Source organism: Pseudomonas germanica (assembly GCF_019614655.1).
GTDB classification, from domain to species: domain Bacteria; phylum Pseudomonadota; class Gammaproteobacteria; order Pseudomonadales; family Pseudomonadaceae; genus Aquipseudomonas; species Aquipseudomonas neuropathica.
Window position 1 is genome coordinate 3,462,888 of record NZ_CP071586.1, and the last position, 13,679, is coordinate 3,476,566.

Genomic DNA, 13,679 nt, shown 5'->3' on the forward strand with positions numbered 1-13,679 from the left:
AATCTGGCCCGGGTTATGCAGTCACACAATCAGCGTCTGAGTGCATTGTCGTACCGGAACACCGAATCCCCGGGGTTTCAGGCCCGCAACGCAACGGAACTTTCGATTGAGTAACAACAGGGTGGGGCATCCCATGATGCGTCTTTGTGCAACGTTACTGATTTGCCTGCTCGGCAGCCTTAACACAGTGCATGCCGCGCCTGGGCGACACCCGGTCTGGAGCGTCGGTTATCACGAGATGACCTTCCTCGATCCGCTCGACCTGCAACCGATGCGCGCCATCGCCTTTTATCCCTCCAGCGATCGTGAACACCTGAGTCTGCTTGAGGGCTATTCGGTCGAAGCCGGCGAAGACACCAAAGTCGCCATCGGCCGCTTTCCGATGCTGATGCTGTCCCACGGCAACACCGGCACGCCGCTGGCGTTGCACGACCTGGCGACCTCGCTGGCGCGCAAAGGCTTTGTTGTGGTGGCGGTGATTCATCCCGGCGACAATTCCAAAGACCACAGCCGACTCGGCACCCTGAGCAACCTCTACGGGCGGCCGATCCAGATTTCCGAAGCCATCACCGCGACCTTGGGCGATCGCATGCTTGCGCCGTACGTCAACGCCGATCAAGTCGGGGTGATCGGTTATTCCGCAGGCGGCGAGACGGCGTTGATCCTGTCCGGGGCGCAACCGGATCTCGATCGCCTGCGTCGGTATTGCCAAGAGCGCCCGGACGATCGTGATGCCTGTAATACGCAAGGTGAGTTGATCGTTGATCGGGATGATCTGCAACCGGTGGCCGATCCGCGCGTTCATGCGCTGTTGCTGATGGCGCCGCTGAGCCTGAAGTTTGGCCGTCACACCCTGGCCGATGTGCATGTGCCGGTGCTGCTCTACAGCGGTGATGGTGACAAACTGGTGGCCTTCGACAAGAATGCGGCCGCGCTGGCGCGCAAACTGCCGACGGCACCGGATTTCAAATTACTCGCAGGGGCTGGGCACTTCGTATTTATGGCGCCGTGTAACGAAGAGCAGATTCGCGCGATGCCGGCGCTGTGCACCGATGCTGATGGTGTGGATCGCGAAGATATCCATCGCAACCTGATCTCGGAGGCCGGGCGATTCTTCTCGCACACCTTGGGTAAACCGACCCGGGCCGGCATGCAGACCGCGGATCAATAGTCAGGTGCAGAACCCTTGTGGGAGCGAGCCTGCTCGCGATAGCGTCATACCATTCAACATATTAGGTGACTGACACACCGCTATCGCGAGCAGGCTCACACCTACAGGGGATCGCGGCGAACTTCAGGACATCGCCCGGCGCTGCAGCAGTAGGGTCAGCCCCAATCCGATCACCGAGAACAGCGCCGCACTGAAGAAAATCCACGAATACCCCAGATTCAAAGCCACCGCGCCCATCAACGGCCCGGCAATCGCCAGTGCCAGATCGAAGAACACTGCATAAGCCCCCAACCCGGAACCACGACTGGAGCTGGGCACCTGTTTGATCGCCTCGACACCCAGCGCCGGGTACACCAGCGACAGGCCAAACCCCGCGAGTCCTGCGCCGATCAGGGCAAACGCGGTGGACGGTGCCACCCACAACAGCACCAGCCCCACGGTTTCGATGCTCATGCAGGCAATGGCTGAGCTGAAACCGCCGAAACGACTGATCGCTGAAATAAACATCAGCCGTGACAGGATGAAGCACACGCCAAATACCGTCAGGCAGTACGCCGCACCGGTCCAGCCTCGGTTGAGGTAATACAGCGTGATGAAAGTGGTCAGGGTGCCGTAACCGATCGAGGCCAGGGTCAGACTGGCGCCATACGGGGCGATTCGCCCGAACACCGCCCAAAACGGCAGGCGTTCGCCACGGATCACCGGCACCGACGGTTTGTTGCGGATCAGCAGCAGTGCACCGGCCGCCAGTACGGCCAGCGCGATGCCGAGGCTGGTGAAACCGTAATCAGCGACCATCACCACGCCTAAGGGCGCACCAATGGCAATCGCCCCATAGGAGGCAATGCCGTTCCAGCCGATGGATTTTGCCGTGTGTTCAACGCCGACCTGGCCCATGCACCAACTGATCGTACCGACACCGATCAAGCCCTGCGCGATGCCGAGCAGCAAGCGGCCGATGATCAGAATGATCAGGCTTGTCAGCGGCCAAGTCTGCAACAGGGTGGAGAGCAGCGTCAGCAAGCCACTGAGGACAATTCCCCACAAGCCATAAATGATCGCCCGTTTCGTGCCGACCGTGTCCGACATGCGCCCGGCCATTGGCCGGCTGAGCAGGGTGGCCAGGTATTGCGAGCCAATCACCAGCCCGGCGATGACCGCGCTGAAACCCAGTTGCTCATGCACATAACCCGGCAACACCGCGATCGGCAGGCCGATGCAGAGGAACGCAATAAAGGTGTAGAACACGATGGAAACGATCTGCAGGGTGATCGCCATGGAGCTTTGCGGTGGCAGTTGCTGCGCAGACATGAGGACTCGTTCGCGGGCGGCGGTGGGAGAGTTCGCATCATGGCTTGGGCTTGAGATAAAAGAAAGCAGGCTAACTATCTTTCCAGATTGATCGTTCCCACGCTCTGCGTGGTAACGCCGCCACGGACGCTCCGCGTCCCGCTCGTGTGACGCGGAGCGTCACGGGATGCATTCCCACGCAGAGTGTGGGAACGATCAGCGCGCTGAATGCAAAAAGCCCCGTCACATGGACAGGGCTTTTCAGTTTTCAGCTGCTTTTTAGAACACCACACCCTGACTACGCAGGTAGTCATCGTAAGTGCCGCTGAAGTCGGTCACGCCATTCGGGCTCAGCTCGATGATGCGCGTGGCCAGGGACGATACGAACTCACGGTCGTGGCTGACGAAGATCAGCGTGCCCGGGTAGTTTTCCAGCGCCAGGTTCAGCGCCTCGATCGATTCCATGTCCAAGTGGTTGGTTGGTTCGTCCATGATCAGCACGTTCGGCTTTTGCAGGATCAGCTTGCCGAACAGCATGCGACCTTGCTCACCACCGGAGATGACCTTGACCGACTTGAGGATTTCGTCGTTGGAGAACAGCATGCGCCCCAAAGTACCGCGAATCATCTGCTCGCCCTGAGTCCACTGACCCATCCAGTCGAACAGGGTGACGTCGTCTTCGAAATCGTGCGCGTGATCCTGAGCGTAGTAGCCCAGTTCTGCCGCGTCGGTCCACTTGATGCTGCCGGCGTCCGGGGTCAGTTCGTTGACCAGAGTGCGCAGCAGGGTGGTTTTGCCGATACCGTTCGGGCCGATGATCGCCACGCGCTCGCCGGCTTCAACCTGGAAGCTGAAGTCTTTGAACAGTGGTTTGCCGTCGAAGCCTTTGGCCATTTTTTCGACGATGACCGCCTGGCGGTGCAGCTTCTTGTTCTGATCGAAGCGAATGAACGGGCTCACGCGGCTCGAAGGCTTGACCTCGGCCAGCTGGATCTTGTCGATCGCCTTGGCGCGGGAAGTAGCCTGCTTGGCTTTCGAGGCGTTGGCCGAGAAGCGGCTGACGAACGATTGCAACTCGGAAATCTGCGCTTTCTTCTTGGCGTTGTCCGACAGCAGTTGTTCGCGGGACTGGGTCGCCACGGTCATGTACTCGTCGTAGTTGCCCGGGAACAGACGCAGCTCGCCGTAATCCAGGTCAGCCATGTGCGTGCACACGCTGTTCAGGAAGTGACGGTCGTGAGAGATGATGATCATCAGGCTGTTGCGCTGGGTCAGCACGTTTTCCAGCCAGCGAATGGTGTTGATGTCCAGGTGGTTGGTCGGTTCGTCGAGCAACAGCACTTCCGGATCGGAGAACAGCGCCTGCGCCAGCAATACACGCAGTTTCCAGCCTGGTGAGACTTCGCTCATCGGGCCGAAGTGCTGCTCGATGCCGATGCCCAGGCCCAGCAACAGTTCACCAGCGCGGGATTCGGCGGTGTAGCCGTCCATCTCGGCGAATTCGGTTTCCAGCTCGGCCACGGCCATGCCGTCTTCTTCCGACATTTCCGCCAGCGAGTAGATGCGGTCGCGCTCGGCCTTGACCTTCCACAGCTCTTCGTGACCCATGATCACGGTGTCGATCACGGTGAATTCTTCGTAGGCGAACTGGTCCTGGCGCAATTTACCCAGACGCACGTTCGGCTCGAGCATGACCTGACCGCCGGACGGGTCGAGGTCGCCGCCGAGGATTTTCATGAAGGTCGACTTGCCGCAACCGTTGGCGCCGATCAGGCCGTAGCGATTGCCAGCACCGAATTTGACCGAAACGTTTTCGAAGAGCGGCTTGGCGCCGAACTGCATCGTGATGTTAGCTGTGGAGATCAATTACCTTACCTATCAATGGGTTAGAGCTGGTGTTTTGTGTGTCTGATACCGCTTCGATACCAATCCGGAGCTTGTCCAGCTCCACCCAGTCTGAGCTTGAGTTAAGTCAACGCGCATACGTCGCCAGCAGCATTGACCGGTGTGGCCACGCTGCTGAACGACGAATACGGGGTCTGTGTTTGGACATTGCGCGCATTGTCGCATAAGTAGGACGGCAGTTGTATGACGGGCGATAACGAACGTCTAGCGCGAACAGGGCTTCTACGCAGCGCCGGTTTCGGTGGTCGCCTTCTGGCTATGGGCGAAAGTGCTGCTATTTTTACGGGGTTGTGGCACGGTGCCATGACTTGCGCGAGCTTCGGTAATGAAAGTAATCATTCGCTCGCCAGCGACTTCAAAACGCCCCGACCATCTGGACTTGAACCGATGCTCATGATTCGGCATGAACAGCTGCATGCATTTCAAACTGATTCGACGGTTAAGTTCGCCGAAAAAATTCTGCCTGAAATGAAAACGGCTTACCCGGACGCGGTCGCTGGGGTCAGCGACGACGCATTCAGGCAGCGATTGATTACCTATATAGACAGGGCCCAATCCTATGGCCTGGAAGAATCGCGAGACATCGTGGCCTACATAAAGCTAACGCTTTGCATGGGCTGCGAATTCATGCAGCGGTCAGCGATAAGTCAGGTTTTGATGGATGTAAATATTCCGCCGCATCAACGGATGGGGATCCTGTTGAACTCGCTGATGTCGGTTCGTTAAAAATAGTTACTCGCGTCTATGGAGCAGCAATGCGATGGAATGCAAAAAATGTGTGAGTGTCGCCGACATTAAAAAGGCTCATGCCGAAGACCAGTCGGGCGAAAGTGTCGGAGTGAAAACGGTATGCCCCAAGGATAGCGCAAGCGCCAGTTCTTCCGTTGTCGAGTCATCGTTGTCTATGCCGGTCATGGTTTCTGTTCCTGTGGAACCCTACAAAACCATGGCAGAGTGCAAGACTGCTAAAAAATACATTGAGAGTCAGCGCGCCTATCAGAATTCGTTCATTGGCCATTGTTTTCGAAGTGTGATGACCGAACACTCGAGTGTGGGATTCGAGTTTGAGTTTACCGGACACTCAATATTTGGCCTGGATTCGCACGTTGCGCTGGGGAGTTCCGGGGCGTTATCGGCTTTGTTTGGTATTTGTTTCGAGCTGGAAAGCGATTCTGGGCAAATTATCGAAATAGGCATGCCGCCGTTTTTGATCCCTAGAATCGAAGGTAAACATAACAAGGAGGAAATCGCTGCGGTCTTCGCCTGTATGAAAGATGCGATGCTGAGCATTAAAAGGGTTGCAGTAAACGATAAGCACAGCCTTGATATATTGCTTTGCCTTGTTGAGCAGGAAGGCATCGGAGATAAATGGTCAAAGAAAACCCAGCGCATTCTTGAGGTCTGCGAGCCCACTTCTGATAAGGCTAAAGGCGATAATGTCTATTCTCAAATGAATATTTCCATGAGCGCCATTGAAAGTGCGAATTTGATTACGGCGTCGAGAGAATGGTTTGCCGAAGAAAAAGACTGGAACGAATGTGAAAAATCGTTCATCGGTGATACTTACCGTACCCTGGAAAATTTGCACAACGGCAAGCAAGCGGCAGTCATTCACATCAACAAAGCCTTGGTGAATACACTGGCTATTCCTTCTCTAGTCTATCCACGACGCAACGGAAATCCGGTACCGGAGAACATGGATTACTCATCGATGGTCAAGGAAATGGCCAGTGTCTGGGTGAAGGATTCTCCAGCCAATATTTTGGCGACGTTGGCAGGGCCTGGCGATCGTGAAGAGTTGAAGCAGCACGCGGAGTTTGCATTTGAAACAGTTATCAAGCCGAAGCTCAACACGCTGATCGGTTATATGAGGGTTGATGAGGAGGGGGCTGTTGGCAGGCCATTCGCGTACGAGAAAGAACAGTGGGCAAAAATCAATACGGTTTTTCGAGGGGAACCGGAGTGGATCTGTGAGGACACTCGTAGCAAGTTATTGGTTTTAGGTAAAACTGTAGCCATTTCTTTTGAGCCTGTCCTAACTAGACTCGATGAGTGGGGAAAGCTAATCAAAAATGATGATTACAGGGAGTTTGATGATCTTGTTAAAGAGGGCTTTTTGGCAGTTGAGGTGGGTGATGAAAGCGTCGATCGTGAGTCGACTCGTGCTTCTTTCTATGCTGACCGTTATAGGCAAATAAAAGAGGCGATTGACACGGCGTGTCAAAAAGCAGTTGCGGAAGCGAGCACTCAGACTGTCTACAACGATATTGAGAAAGAAGTCACTAATATGATCGGCCGCTTAGGGGGCGGTGCCGTTGATTTTGGCGCGCACTCGTTTGCCAACGAAACATTTGGCGAAGGATTTGGCGTGAGAAAAGATACCTTCGTCAAATATTTCACATCTGAGTGTCCGAGTTGGGCGTCGGGGATGCCAGAGCTTGTATATAACGTCGTCGAGATTCGCAGCGATCTTGCTGTTAAAAAGTACCTGGGTATCGCAGTTGTCGTATAGCGCATCTGAAGCCTTTTACCGCTGATCTTCCGTAGCCCTCTAGAGGATGATGCAAAGGGGAGGCGTCTGAAAAAGCGGCGGGACTGCTGTTGTGAAAGGGCTGCCAAGGACGCCGGGACAGCATTTGGCGCAATCGCAGGACAGATTTTCACAGATGAAGGCTCACCCTCAGTTACAAACTGTGGCTAAAATGCCACCTTTCACCGAGCGTCCGGTTACGGCGCGGGCCAAGGACGTGCCATGTGTATTCAGACCACTGCATAAGACGCTGGGCCTAAGGCCGCCAGGCGCGCAGTTTGTTCACTTTTGACGTGTGACGATTTCCGTGAAACTCATCATTGCTGCTATTTATGTCATTTCCATTGCGTACGTTCACCTGCGTGGGCGTGTGCGACACAAACTCGGTCGACAACTGAGCGACCATTCGACGTTTCTCGCGCCGATCAACTGCTTCCTTTATCTGTTTTCGAAAAAACCGAACAAGCCGTACCTGGACCCTAGCGAGTTTCCTGACTTGAGCCCGTTGCAGGCGCACTGGGAAGAAATCCGTGAAGAGGGGCAGAACCTGCTGCGTGCCGGCGAGATCAAGCGCTCAAACCAGTACGACGATGTCGGTTTCAACTCGTTCTTCAAAAGCGGCTGGAAGCGGTTTTACCTGAAGTGGTACGGCGAGAGCCATCCGTCGGCCATGAAGCTGTGCCCGCGCACCACCGAACTGGTGCAGAGCATTGGTTCGATCAAGGCCGCGATGTTTGCCGAGTTGCCCCCGGGTTCGAAACTGGTGCGTCACCGTGACCCGTATGCCGGTTCCTATCGCTATCACCTGGGCCTGGACACGCCGAACGATGCCGGCTGCTACATCAACGTCGACGGTGAAAATTACCATTGGCGCGATGGCGAAGCGGTGATGTTCGACGAGACGTTTATTCATTACGCCGAAAACACCACCGACAAGAACCGTATCATCCTGTTCTGCGATATTGAACGGCCGCTGAAGTACCGCTGGGCCGCCGCCTTCAACGCCTGGTTCAGCCGCACGGTGATGTCGGCGGCGGGCGCACCGAATGATGCCAGCGACCGCACGGGCGGGATCAACCGCTTGTTTACCCGGATCTACAAGATTCGTCTGCGTGGCAAAGAGCTGAAAAAGCGCAATCGCAAGCGCTACTACATGGAAAAGTGGGCGATCTTCGGTGGTTTGCTGGCGATCTTCATTATGATCTGAATTCAAGATAAACGCTGCTGACGCCATCGCGAGCAGGCTCACTCCTACATTTGAAATGCGATCCACTGTAGGAGTGAGCCTGCTCGCGATGACGGTATCAAGGGCAACCAATCACTATCAGGAAGCCTTCTTGGTCTTCTTCGCCGGCGCAGATTTCGCCGTTTTCTCTGCTTTCGCTTTCGGCTTCGCCACCGCTTTCCCGCCCAGACTGCGTTTGAGCAGCTCGGTCAAGTCGATCACATCAGCGGTTTTACGCTCTTCCTCGCCGCCCACCGTCTCAACATCCTCGATCTTGCCTTCATGGGCCTTTTTCTCGACTAGCGCCATGATCTTGTCTTCGAACTCATCCTTGTAATCCTCGGGCTTCCAGTCTGCGCTCATGTCCTGCACCAGCCGTTTGGCCATGTCCAGCTCACCCTTGGCTAACTGCGGCTTGGTCACTTCGCTGCCTAGTTCCAGCTCATCGAGACCACGTACCTCCTGCGGCCAGCGCAACTTCACCAACACCAGCGCCGATTCCAGCGGCATTAACGCTGCGAGGTATTGGCGCGTATGCAAGACAACGCGGGCGAGGGCGACCTTGTTGGTTTTGCTCAGGGTTTCACGCAGTAACGCGTAGACCTTGCCACCGCGTTTGTCCGGCGCCAGATAGTAGGGCGTGTCGATGTTTTGCAGGGGAATCTGATCGGCGTCGACAAACGAGAATATGTCGATGGTCTGCGTTGAAACAGGGTGTGCCGAGCGGATCTCTTCTTCGCTGAGCACCACATATCGGCCTTTTTCGTAGGCCACGCCTTTGACAATGTGTTCCTTGGTAACTTCTTTGCCGGTGACCTTGTTTACCCGTTTATAACCAACGGGATCCATGCTGCGGCTGTCGAGCCAATCGAAATCCACGCCCTGCGACGAGGTCGCCGAGACCAGTGCGACAGGGATGTGCACCAGTCCAAAACTGATTGCGCCTTTCCAGATTGCCCGAGCCATGGTGAGTTCTCCGAGTGATGATCGGATGACCTGCGGCCACGACTGAAAGTTTCCCCGGGATGCGCGGGTTACCAGCCACTTGGTCAAGCCGTGTTACATGTTGTTTAAGCCTGACGGGTTAACAAATCCGAACCCTCGGCGTAGCGTGGACTCGAAGGCTCTATCCCACGCCCATCGAGAGGCAGCGTCATGAACCGAATTCTGCTTGGCATCGTCGTCCTTGCCCTCAGTGGTGGGCTGGTTCATGCCGACGTGCTGTTGGCGCAAAGCCCCACTGGTAACAGCAATAACCCCTACAACAGCCCGATCCGCCGGGCCAATCCGAACAGCATGCAGGGCACTCAGCCCAGCGCTCCCCCCATTCGGGGGCCGAACACCGTACCAACGCCGCGCCAGCCTACGGTCGAGAACCGGGGCATTGGCAACGGCCAGCCGATCCGTTCGGTGCCGAGCACTCCCCCCACGTTCATTCCCAACCCACCTTCGCGCGGCGGAGACAGCAATCGTTGAGCGCCAGGACTGAAGTTCTGTCGGCCCTTCAAACGAAAAAAGGAATCGTGCATGTTGCGTAAAACCCTTCTAGCCACACTGTGTGCCGGTGCGCTGATCAGTGCTCCGGCCTTTGCCGCCGCGCCCAAAGAGCTGCAAAGCGAGCAGGGCACCCTCGAAGTCACGACCATCACCGCAGGCCTTGAGCATCCTTGGGCACTGGCGTTTTTACCGGATCGCCAAGGCATGCTGGTCACCGAACGTCCGGGTAATCTGCGCGTGGTGGCCGCCGACGGCAAAATGTCGGCGCCGATCTCCGGTGTGCCGCAGGTCTGGGCCAAGGGGCAGGGCGGGTTACTCGATGTCGCGCTGTCACCGGACTTCAAACAGGATCGTCTGGTCTATCTGTCCTATGCCGAAGGTGGCGGTGCCGGCGACAAGGCCGGCACCGCTGTGGGGCGAGGACGGCTCTCGGATGACTTGAAGACGCTGAAGGATTTCAAAGTGATCTTCCGCCAGGAACCGAAGCTTTCGGTCGGCAATCACTTCGGCTCACGGCTGGTGTTTGATCGCGACGGTTATTTGTTCATTACCTTGGGTGAGAACAACGACCGGCCGACCGCGCAGGATCTCGACAAGCTGCAAGGCAAGGTCGTGCGCATCTACCCGGACGGCAAGGTGCCGGATGACAACCCGTTTGTTGGTCAGTCCGGCGTACGCCCCGAGATCTGGGCCTACGGCGTACGCAATCCGCAGGGGGCGGCGCTCAATCCCTGGACCGGCACGGTGTGGGAGAACGAGCACGGCCCGCGCGGTGGCGACGAAGTGAACATCATCGAACGCGGCAAGAACTATGGCTGGCCACTGGCGACCCACGGCATCAATTACTCGATGCAGCCGATTCCGGAAGCCCAGGGTAAAACGGCCGAAGGCACCGTCGCGCCGCATCATGTGTGGGAGAAATCGCCGGGCGTTACCGGCATGACGTTTTACGATGCCGATCGTTTTAAACCGTGGCAACACAATGCGTTTATCGGCGCACTGGTGACTCAGGAACTGATCCGCCTGCAGTTCGATGGCGACAAGGTCGTGCATGAGGAGCGTTTGCTCGGCGAACTCAAGCAGCGGATTCGTGATGTGCGGCAAGGGCCGGATGGTTATTTGTATGTGCTGACCGATGAAGAGAAGGGTTCGCTGTACAAAGTTGGCCTGAAGCCGACACCTTGACGGGTAGGCCCCTGTAGGAGCTGCCGCAGGCTGCGATTTTTTTGATCTTGATCTTCACAACAAAATCAAAAGATCGCAGCCTTCGGCAGCTCCTACATGTGGAGGCTTACGTTTCGCGAGAATACAACACCACCGCCGCACGCAATTTACCCCGGCCAAACCGGCACATTTTCTCGAACTCGCCATGACTCACCGGCACATGCTGGCAATCCATGGGTTGTCGATGCTGGCTATGATCGACATCCGGATCATGCAGGTAAACGAAATCTTCGTCACAATCGGTCACGACCACCCAGTGCGGCGATTTGGAGCGCGTCAGTCGATAGCTGCTGATCAACACCAGTGGCTGCCCTCCGGCATCCAGCAAACGCGGCAAATCCAGCGACGCACCGATCACACACTCGACATCGGTCTCCTGCAATTGCGCCGTGAACTCTTCGTGTACCAGGCGCATGACGTCTTTTTTATGCGCATCCCGCACACCGTCGAGAAACAATGGCCCGGCAAGGCTTAGTTGCAAACCTACCTTGTAGCCTCGACGCCACGCCGCCAATGCCAATCCCTGAGGGCTGCACCCGCCGTGGCCGGAGGTCATGAACACCGTGGTCGCTTCCCGCCAGATCTGCAACTCTTCGCGCCGCTCCAATAAACGTTCCGATTGCAGTGCACCCATGGCCATCAACAGGCACGCCGGGCCACAGGTGAAATCGGTGGTTTGCGGGTAGTAAGGCACCTTGATGCTGCGCGAGTCGCGGTGCTGGAGAATGCGTTTCTCCAAGCGCAGCGCGTCGGCGTGGTCTTCGTAGTAATCATGGATCAGCGCAAAGCGCCGGTAGCCATTGCGTTCATACAGGGCGATGGCCGCAGGGTTGTCGATGCGCACCTCCAGGCGCAAGTACGCACAATCGTGCTCCAGCGCCATCGCTTCGATGCGTTGCAGCAGTTGCTTGCTCAGACCGGTCCCTCGCGCTTCAACGGCCAGTGCAATCGAATACAGCCGGGCGAGCGAAGTGCCGCGATGAAACAACACCAACGCATAACCCAATAATTGACCGTCGCACTCCGCCACCAGCAACTGCCCGTGAGCACGGGTGATCATCCACTGAAAGCTGCGACTGGTGAGCCGGTCTGTGGTGAAACATTGCATTTCCAGTGCCAGCAGCGCCGGCAAGTCTTCAACTACCGCCAAACGAAAAACAGCCTTCATATGACCACCGTAAAAGTTGCGTAACGAAACGAGACTTTCAAAAAACTTCGTGCTTAATAGAAAAGGTCTTGTTCTCCAACGGATCAATCTCTATGTCAGCGGTACAGGGTCATTGGCGCGAAGTATCCGAGCAAAGTTTGCCGGCGGCAACTTATTTAAGTTCGGCGATTAAGGCATCCAGCCAAGTGTTGATTATTGTCGAGCGCAAGGAAGACTGGGCTTCATACTTCCCCAGTGAAGACATCCTAACGGCGCAGGAATACCTCGAGCACAGCTGTGACAGCGAGCCGGGCAAGCGTGTGCAGGTGATCAATCTGTGCCGCAGCTACAAGTATCTCGGTCATGGCTACTACTGCTCGCTGCTGGCCGAAGCGCGGGGGCACAAGGTGATTCCCTCTGTGCGCACCATCAGCGAACTGACGAAAAAATCACTGTATGGCCTGGCGCTGGATGATCTCGATAAAACGCTCGAGAAAGCCCTCAGTCATCATCTCTACAGTGATACCGAAGGGTTTACCCTGACCCTGTATTTCGGCCGGACACATATCGAACCCTTGCAGGATCTGGCGCGGCAATTGTTTGAAGTGTTTCCCTGCCCGATTCTGTTAGTTGAGTTCCGCCGAACTAACGGCTGGCACATTGAAGGCATAAAATCCGGTGTTCTGCACAAGTTGCGCGATGATCAGGAAGATCAGTTCGCCAACGCGCTGGACGGGTTCAGCCGTAAAGTCTGGCGGGTGCCGCGCTCGCCGCAAGTGGCACGCTACGACCTGGCGATATTGCACGATCCGCAGGAGGCGTTGCCGCCATCCAACGCCAAGGCACTGGCGAATTTCGTCCGGGTCGGCAAAGGCATGGGCATCGACGTCGAGTTGATTGAGCGCAAGGATTACGCGCGTCTGGCCGAGTACGACGGCTTGCTGATCCGCGAGACCACCAGCGTTGACAACCACACTTATCGCTTCGCCAAGAAGGCCGAAAGTGAAGGATTGGTGGTGATGGATGATCCGACGTCGATTCTGCGCTGCACCAACAAGGTCTACCTGACTGACTTGCTCAACAGCCATCAACTGGGCATGCCCGCCACCGAAATCCTCTACAAGGAGCGACCCGAAGACTTCGAGCGGGTAGGCGAGCGCCTCGGCTTTCCGCTGGTGCTGAAGATTCCCGACGGCTGTTTTTCCCGCGGCGTGATCAAGGTCGAAAGTCAGCAAGCGCTGCTTGAGGCGACCGCCGAATTGTTTGAGCACTCGGTGTTGCTGCTGGCTCAGGAGTTTTTCTACACCGAGTACGACTGGCGCATCGGCGTGCTCAATCGTAAACCGATCTTCGCCTGCCAATACTTCATGTCCAAGGGCCACTGGCAAATCTACAACCACAAGGCCAAAGGTCAGGACGTCAACGGCGAATGCCGCACGATGGCGATCCACGAGGCGCCGCGTGCGGTGGTGGAGCTGGCAGTGAAGACCGCCAATCTGATTGGCGACGGCCTCTACGGTGTCGATCTGAAGCAGGCCGGCGACAAAGTGGTGGTGATCGAAGTCAACGACAACCCCAACCTCGACGCCGGCATCGAAGACGCCTATTTGCACGACGATCTGTACTCACTGGTGCTGGAAGAGTTCGTGCGCCGCCTGGAACTCAAGCGTCGCGGCCAGGCCTGGTGAGG

Annotated in this window: 11 protein-coding genes; 7 read left to right on the forward strand and 4 right to left on the reverse strand. The window is 56.6% G+C overall.

Annotated elements, in window-relative coordinates:
* Window positions 1–133 precede the first annotated feature (133 nt).
* Window positions 134–1,171 (forward strand): alpha/beta hydrolase family protein, encoded by a 1,038-nt coding sequence (locus J0G10_RS15455; RefSeq protein ID WP_095048871.1) that lies wholly within the window; start codon window positions 134–136, stop codon window positions 1,169–1,171.
* Window positions 1,172–1,294: 123 nt separating this feature from the next.
* Here J0G10_RS15455 and J0G10_RS15460 read toward each other — a convergent pair whose 3' ends face one another.
* Window positions 1,295–2,482 carry an MFS transporter gene (locus J0G10_RS15460; protein WP_220556135.1) on the reverse strand — a complete coding sequence of 396 codons (1,188 nt, stop codon included), beginning with the start codon at window positions 2,480–2,482 and terminating at the stop codon, window positions 1,295–1,297.
* A gap of 258 nt (window positions 2,483–2,740) precedes the next feature.
* The gene (locus J0G10_RS15465) at window positions 2,741–4,327 is read right to left on the reverse strand and encodes an ABC-F family ATPase (protein ID WP_095048873.1); all 1,587 of its coding nucleotides are present in this window, start codon (window positions 4,325–4,327) and stop codon (window positions 2,741–2,743) included.
* Window positions 4,328–4,549: 222 nt separating this feature from the next.
* On the opposite strand from J0G10_RS15465, the gene J0G10_RS15470 reads away from it, so the two are divergent.
* The 3 genes from J0G10_RS15470 (at window position 4,550) to lpxO (ending at window position 8,103) form a co-directional block, all read left to right on the forward strand.
* Window positions 4,550–5,092: a hypothetical protein gene (locus J0G10_RS15470; RefSeq protein WP_220556136.1), complete on the forward strand. Its 543-nt coding sequence runs from the start codon at window positions 4,550–4,552 to the stop codon at window positions 5,090–5,092.
* Between the two features lie 34 nt (window positions 5,093–5,126).
* Complete coding sequence (locus tag J0G10_RS15475; RefSeq protein WP_220556137.1) at window positions 5,127–6,878, forward strand: hypothetical protein; 1,752 nt, start codon at window positions 5,127–5,129, stop codon at window positions 6,876–6,878.
* 325 nt (window positions 6,879–7,203) lie between these two features.
* On the forward strand, window positions 7,204–8,103 hold the full coding sequence (lpxO, locus tag J0G10_RS15480; protein ID WP_220556138.1) for a lipid A hydroxylase LpxO: 900 nt from the start codon (window positions 7,204–7,206) through the stop codon (window positions 8,101–8,103).
* 117 nt (window positions 8,104–8,220) lie between these two features.
* Here lpxO and ku read toward each other — a convergent pair whose 3' ends face one another.
* Window positions 8,221–9,087 (reverse strand): non-homologous end joining protein Ku, encoded by an 867-nt coding sequence (ku, locus tag J0G10_RS15485; RefSeq protein ID WP_095048876.1) that lies wholly within the window; start codon window positions 9,085–9,087, stop codon window positions 8,221–8,223.
* 189 nt (window positions 9,088–9,276) lie between these two features.
* On the opposite strand from ku, the gene J0G10_RS15490 reads away from it, so the two are divergent.
* Window positions 9,277–9,597, forward strand: coding sequence for a hypothetical protein (locus J0G10_RS15490; RefSeq protein WP_220556139.1), 321 nt, complete (start codon window positions 9,277–9,279; stop codon window positions 9,595–9,597).
* A 51-nt stretch (window positions 9,598–9,648) separates the two neighbouring features.
* Entirely contained in the window at window positions 9,649–10,803 is a 1,155-nt protein-coding gene (locus J0G10_RS15495) for a PQQ-dependent sugar dehydrogenase (protein ID WP_220556140.1), read from the forward strand.
* Between the two features lie 106 nt (window positions 10,804–10,909).
* Here the strand turns inward: J0G10_RS15495 and J0G10_RS15500 are convergent, their stop codons facing one another.
* The gene (locus J0G10_RS15500; RefSeq protein ID WP_095048879.1) at window positions 10,910–12,010 is read right to left on the reverse strand and encodes a GNAT family N-acetyltransferase/peptidase C39 family protein; all 1,101 of its coding nucleotides are present in this window, start codon (window positions 12,008–12,010) and stop codon (window positions 10,910–10,912) included.
* A 92-nt stretch (window positions 12,011–12,102) separates the two neighbouring features.
* On the opposite strand from J0G10_RS15500, the gene J0G10_RS15505 reads away from it, so the two are divergent.
* Window positions 12,103–13,677 carry a RimK family protein gene (locus J0G10_RS15505; RefSeq protein WP_245397978.1) on the forward strand — a complete coding sequence of 525 codons (1,575 nt, stop codon included), beginning with the start codon at window positions 12,103–12,105 and terminating at the stop codon, window positions 13,675–13,677.
* Window positions 13,678–13,679 lie beyond the last annotated feature (2 nt).

Bases quoted from the DNA above. Each gene is read 5' to 3' on its own strand.
- J0G10_RS15455 (WP_095048871.1), top strand. From the start codon at position 134: ATGATGCGTCTTTGTGCAACGTTACTGATTTGCCTGCTCGGCAGCCTT.
- J0G10_RS15490 (WP_220556139.1), top strand. From the start codon at position 9,277: ATGAACCGAATTCTGCTTGGCATCGTCGTCCTTGCCCTCAGTGGTGGG.
- J0G10_RS15475 (WP_220556137.1), top strand. From the start codon at position 5,127: ATGGAATGCAAAAAATGTGTGAGTGTCGCCGACATTAAAAAGGCTCAT.
- J0G10_RS15470 (WP_220556136.1), top strand. From the start codon at position 4,550: ATGACGGGCGATAACGAACGTCTAGCGCGAACAGGGCTTCTACGCAGC.
- ku (WP_095048876.1), bottom strand. From the start codon at position 9,087: ATGGCTCGGGCAATCTGGAAAGGCGCAATCAGTTTTGGACTGGTGCAC.
- J0G10_RS15495 (WP_220556140.1), top strand. From the start codon at position 9,649: ATGTTGCGTAAAACCCTTCTAGCCACACTGTGTGCCGGTGCGCTGATC.
- J0G10_RS15500 (WP_095048879.1), bottom strand. From the start codon at position 12,010: ATGAAGGCTGTTTTTCGTTTGGCGGTAGTTGAAGACTTGCCGGCGCTG.
- J0G10_RS15505 (WP_245397978.1), top strand. From the start codon at position 12,103: ATGTCAGCGGTACAGGGTCATTGGCGCGAAGTATCCGAGCAAAGTTTG.
- J0G10_RS15460 (WP_220556135.1), bottom strand. From the start codon at position 2,482: ATGTCTGCGCAGCAACTGCCACCGCAAAGCTCCATGGCGATCACCCTG.